General features: G+C 60.1%; 5 protein-coding genes. 3 read left to right on the top strand and 2 right to left on the bottom strand.

Annotation, left to right across the window (positions count from 1 at the left end; genetic code table 11):
• Positions 1-1169, top strand: a 1169-nt coding sequence (locus VN887_11700) for a vitamin B12 dependent-methionine synthase activation domain-containing protein (GenBank protein HXT40667.1), incomplete at its 5' end; no start/stop codon positions are given.
• A 92-nt stretch (positions 1170-1261) separates the two neighbouring features.
• A complete protein-coding gene (locus tag VN887_11695) occupies positions 1262-2242 on the top strand; it encodes a Gfo/Idh/MocA family oxidoreductase (protein ID HXT40666.1) in 981 nt (326 codons plus the stop codon).
• A 128-nt stretch (positions 2243-2370) separates the two neighbouring features.
• Here VN887_11695 and VN887_11690 read toward each other — a convergent pair whose 3' ends face one another.
• Positions 2371-3288, bottom strand: coding sequence for an alpha/beta hydrolase (locus tag VN887_11690; protein HXT40665.1), 918 nt, complete (start codon positions 3286-3288; stop codon positions 2371-2373).
• Positions 3289-3456: 168 nt separating this feature from the next.
• Here VN887_11690 and VN887_11685 point away from each other — a divergent pair, with 168 nt between their 5' ends.
• Complete coding sequence (locus VN887_11685) at positions 3457-4005, top strand: c-type cytochrome domain-containing protein (GenBank protein HXT40664.1); 549 nt, start codon at positions 3457-3459, stop codon at positions 4003-4005.
• Between the two features lie 120 nt (positions 4006-4125).
• Here the strand turns inward: VN887_11685 and VN887_11680 are convergent.
• On the bottom strand, positions 4126-5086 hold a 961-nt coding region (locus tag VN887_11680; protein HXT40663.1), incomplete at its 5' end, for a gamma-glutamyltransferase.

Here is a 5086-nt window from a genome sequence, read left to right as displayed (position 1 = left end):
TTCCCGTGGTTGGCAGTCTCATCGCCGCGGACCAGAAAGCAGCATTTGTGCGGACGATTCGGGACGAATATGATCGCGTCCGCTCCCAACACGCCAGCCATGCCACGAAGATCGTCAGCCTCGAACAAGCCCGCGCGCGCGCGCCGGAGCTCAGCTATGCAGATGTGCCCCGGCCCGAATTCATTGGCGTGCGGGTCCTGTCATCGGGCGAATCGGCCGACGGCACGCGGGCGGCGGCCGTCTCTCTGGCCGATCTCGTCCCGTTCATTGACTGGTCGCCCTTTTTCCACACCTGGGAACTGCGCGGGCGTTATCCCGCCATTCTTGATCACCCCCGGCATGGTCAGGAGGCGCGCAAACTCTTCGCCGACGCACAGGAGTTGCTCGGGAAGATCGTCGCCGGGAAGCTGCTTCGGCCGCGAGGTGTGTATGGCCTGTTCCCCGCTCATCGGGTCGGTGACGATGTCGAGCTTTGCACCGACGAATCACGCACGAAAGCGCTCACACAATTCCACTTTCTCCGGCAACAGATCGAAAAGACCGATGGCACGCCGAACTGGTGTCTGGCGGATTTCATCGCGCCCAAAACTTCTCGATCGAACGACCACCTCGGAGCATTCGCCGTCACCAGCGGACATGGACTCGGGGAACTCGTCGAGAGGTTCAAGAAGGACCACGACGATTACAATGCCATCATGGCCGAAGCGCTGGCCGACCGCCTCGCCGAAGCCTTTGCCGAATGGCTGCACAAGCGAGTGCGCGAGGAATGGGGCTACGGCAGGAAAGAGAACCTGGCGGCCGAAGACCTGATCGGTGAGAAGTATCGCGGCATTCGACCGGCGGCGGGGTATCCGGCCTGTCCCGACCACACTGAAAAGGGCATTTTATGGCAGTTGCTCGATGCGGAGAAAAACGCCGGAATCAAGCTTACCGAGAGTTACGCCATGTGGCCGGGCAGCAGTGTGAGCGGGCTTTATTTCGCCCATCCGGAGTCGAAATATTTCGCCGTCGGCAAACTCGGCCGCGACCAGATGCTTGACTACCATCTACGCAAGGGCATGACCTTGCAGGAGGTTGAGAAATGGCTGGGACCGTACTTGAATTACGATCCGGCGAAGGCGGCGGCTGCTTCGCCTCAGGTCCGTTGCGCGTGCGGAACGGCGCATTGACTCCGCATCGGTTACATTTCGCCCCGGCAAAAGGCTCCAAGTGCAGTTTGACGGAGGGCTCGGATCGAATCTATCCTGACCGCTGCAAAGCTATGAAACTCTTCGTCAAATCCCTTCTTTTCACGACCTTGACCTTTGCCCTCACCGCGAGCGCCGCCGAGGATTTGCGTGTCGGCATGATCGGGCTGGACACTTCCCACGTCACGGCGTTCACCGCGTTGCTTAACGACGCAAAGGCTCCAAACCATGTGGCGGGCGCGAAGGTGGTTGCGGCGTTCAAAGGCGGGAGTCCCGACATCGAGTCGAGCCGGTCACGCGTCGAAGGTTACACCAAGGAACTGCGTGAGAAATTCGGAGTGACGATTTACGACAGCATCGAGGAAATGTGCGGGCACGTGGACGCCGTCATGCTGGAGAGCGTGGACGGCCGGCCGCATCTTCAACAGGCCCGACCGGTGATCAGCGCCCACAAACCGCTCTATATCGACAAGCCGATGGCCGGTTCGCTGAAGGACGTGATTGAGATTTTCCGGCTTGCGCGGGAAGCGAAGGTTCCGGTGTTCAGTGCGTCCTCGCTGCGCTTCGGCAAAACCACGCAGGCGGTTCGCAAGGGTTCCATCGGTAACGTGCTGGTCGCTGAAACCTGGAGTCCCTGTCACCTCGAAAAGACGCATCCGGACCTTTTCTGGTATGGCGTTCACGGCGTGGAATCACTGTTCACAGTCATGGGCGCAGGTTGCGAGAGCGTGAAGCGGGGCACGACCGGCGACGGGTTGATTGAGGTGACCGGCACCTGGCACGGAGGACGCGTCGGCATCTATCGCGAGAACCCAAAAACCTACGGAGGCACGGCCAAGGGCGAAAAGGGTGAAAGCGAGGTTGGCGCTTACGATGGCTATCATCCGCTCGTCGCCGAAATCATCCGATTCTTCCGGACGGGTGTCGCTCCCGTCGCTCCTGATGAGACCGTCGAACTTTTCGCGTTCATGGAAGGCGCGGACGAAAGCAAGCGGCTGGGAGGCGCGGAGGTGAAGATCGCCGATATGATCAAGCGCGCGGATCCAGCGCGTTAAACACATCCTTTTGCGCAGAGAGGGCCGCTCCGCGAAGCCCGGCCGTCTGGAACTCGGGAACCCCGGTTGAAGCGTCCAGGGTTGATCCGCACGGGGCGCCACGTTCCAAAAGACCAACGGACGCCGGCCTACTTGCGCTCCAGCAAACCACGACTGCGCATCCACTCGGCAGCGCGATCCGGCCAGGTCGTAACGAGTTCCTTTGTCCGGCGCAGGCCATAACCATGCCCGCCCGTCGGGTAAATATGAAGCTCCGCCGGAACCTTGGCGTTCTTCAATGCCAACGTGTATAACACGGCGTTCTCCATGCGCACAGGATCGTCCGCCGCCATCACAAGGAAGGTCGGCGGCGCGTTCGCGCTGATGCTCAATTCCGGCGCAATCCTGTCGCCTTGTTCCTTCACAACGAGACCGCCCGGATAGACGAGAATCGCAAAATCAGGCCGACAACTCGCGGAGTCGGCACCGTCCACCGTCGGATAGCTCCGGCGTTCGTAATTGCAACTCAAGGCGGCGGAAAGATGGCCGCCCGCGGAAAAACCGAGCACGCCGATCCGCTGCGGGTCGATCCCCCACTCTTTTGCGCGTGACCGCATCAGACCCATTGCTCGCTGCGCGTCCTGCAGCGGCGCGGCGTATTTCTCCAATCCTTCCCGCTTCGGGACCCGATACTTCAGCAGCACGCCGGTGACTCCCATCGAGTTCAACCAATCGCACACTTCCGTCCCTTCGAGATCCATCGCGAGAATGTAATAGCCGCCGCCGGGACAAACCAGGACTGCGGCGCCCGTATCCTTGTCCGCGGACGGGCGATAAATGCTGATCGTTGGATTCGACACATTGCCAAGGCGAATGACGCGCCGGCCCGCGATCAACTCGTCGGAAGGTTTGGTCATGTCCCGCTCCCCGCCGATGTTCCCCTTTTCACCCGGCGCGCCGGCCGGCCAAAGCTCAACGGTTTTTGTTGGTTCAGCGGCAAAAGTACCGGACAGAGCACAGAAAGCCGAACAGGCGAAAGCAATCAATTGAATCAAATTGGATTTCATGCCCCGAATGAAACGAATCTTTGCGGACGAGTCGAACCATTTCGGCGATGCTTGACGTCAGGACATCTGCCAGTCGGAGGCCCGCGACCGCCTGCGCTAAAACGTTTGTAACCTGTCCGGGGATGCGCCTGTCATTAGCGCTCGACGGATGTGCAGTTATCAAAAAATATGAAAAACACCTCTGCTCTGTTTCTCTTGGGCCTTGCTGCCGCGGGTTGGTCGGTCATGGCAGCCGACAAAAAGGTCGACATCTCCAAACTCGACCTGAGCAAACTCCCGCCTGCAGCCGCCAAAAAGGGCGTCACCTACGCCAAGGACATCAAGCCGCTCCTGGAAGCCTCATGCTTCCGCTGCCACGGCGAAGAGCGGCAAAAAGCCGATTTGCGCCTCGACAGCCTTGAAGCCGCGCTGAAAGGCGGCGAGGACGGCAAAGTAATCGTTCCCGGCGACAGCAAAAAAAGCCTCCTCGTAGTCGCTGTTGCGCAGATCGATGATGAGATTGCCATGCCACCGAAGCGCAAACCCGGCGGACGCGGCGGTCCTGGTGGACAAGGAGGACCAGGAGGCCGTCCGCCTGGCGGTACTGGCGGTGGACCCGGAGGACAGGGTGGTCCGGGTGGCGGGCGCGGACCCGGCGGCTTCGGTCCTCCTCCCAAACCGCTCACTGCGGAGCAGGTTGGATTGGTCCGCGCGTGGATTGATCAGGGGGCAAAATAGCTTCGTCGCCTGGTACGGACTCCTTCGGTAACACCCGAAGGAGTTTTCCATTTGCGGGCGCGCGGACAAACGTCGCCGCAGGGAGAATCTGATGACGCGACGACGCAGCGCCTGTTCCACTTACCACGCAATCCCATAATCTTCTCCGTGATTACTGGCCCCGCCCCAGAACGTTCCGTGTTCCTGATCGAAGTAAATCGCGGTGATGGGACCGGAAGACTTTTTCACAAAATCGAGCCGGTATCCCATGCGGGACAGCTCGCGGCGCACCCACGAGGGCACTTCGTCGTTGAGGGTCACCCGGCCGGGCTCGGCCTTGTGTTCGCCGAACGAGCTGCGCATCTGATAACTCGTGATGTTGGCCGCTTCGCACGCCTCCTGCACCGTCATGCCGAACTCGACGATGTTCAGAAAAAACTGCAATAGATTCTGGTCCTGCGTGTCGCCCCCCTGAACCGAGAAGCAAAGAAACAGCTTCCCGTTTTTCAACGCCAGCGTCGGCGTAAGGGTCACTCGCGGGCGTTTACCGGGCGCGACAACGTTGAATGGGTTTTCCGCCCCATCCAGCACGAAGCTCTGCATCCGCTGACTCATGCCGATGCCGGTGTTGCCGGCAATGCACGCGGGCTGCCAGCCCCCGCTCGGAGTGACCGAGATGGCCCAGCCTTTTTCGTCCGCCGCTTGAATGGACGTCGTGCCCGCCCGAAAATCGGCGTCAAACTGCGCCTGTGCTTCGGGCGATTGCCGGTCCAAATCCAGGGCCGCGGTGGAACCGGGCGCGGCGGGGTCCGTTTTGTTCGTTTTAAGATTTGACCAGTTGGTCAGGAGATTCAAAAAGGGATTTTGCTTCCCCTCGAACGGATAAGGATCACCGGGTCGAATGTCGGGATTGTTCTTTTTCCAATCGATGAGCTTGAACCGTTCCTTCGCGTATTCCTTTGAAAGCAGCCCGCGGATCGGTTCCTCCGGTGGGAAATAAATGTCCCCGTAATAGAAATCACGGTCGGCACAGGCAAGATTCATCACCTGGTAGAGCGCGTGGATGTAGCGGGCACTATCGTAGCCCATCGGCTGAACCTCG

Origin of the sequence: Candidatus Angelobacter sp., assembly GCA_035607015.1 — a bacterium.
Lineage (GTDB): Bacteria > Verrucomicrobiota > Verrucomicrobiia > Limisphaerales > AV2 > AV2.
Note: the sequence above shows the minus strand (reverse complement) of the source record. Positions and strands in the feature narration are given on the sequence as shown.

Excerpts from the sequence above, each read along its gene's own strand:
- VN887_11695 (HXT40666.1), top strand. The coding sequence starts at position 1,262 with ATGAAACTCTTCGTCAAATCCCTTCTTTTCACGACCTTGACCTTTGCC.
- VN887_11690 (HXT40665.1), bottom strand. The coding sequence starts at position 3,288 with ATGAAATCCAATTTGATTCAATTGATTGCTTTCGCCTGTTCGGCTTTC.
- VN887_11685 (HXT40664.1), top strand. The coding sequence starts at position 3,457 with ATGAAAAACACCTCTGCTCTGTTTCTCTTGGGCCTTGCTGCCGCGGGT.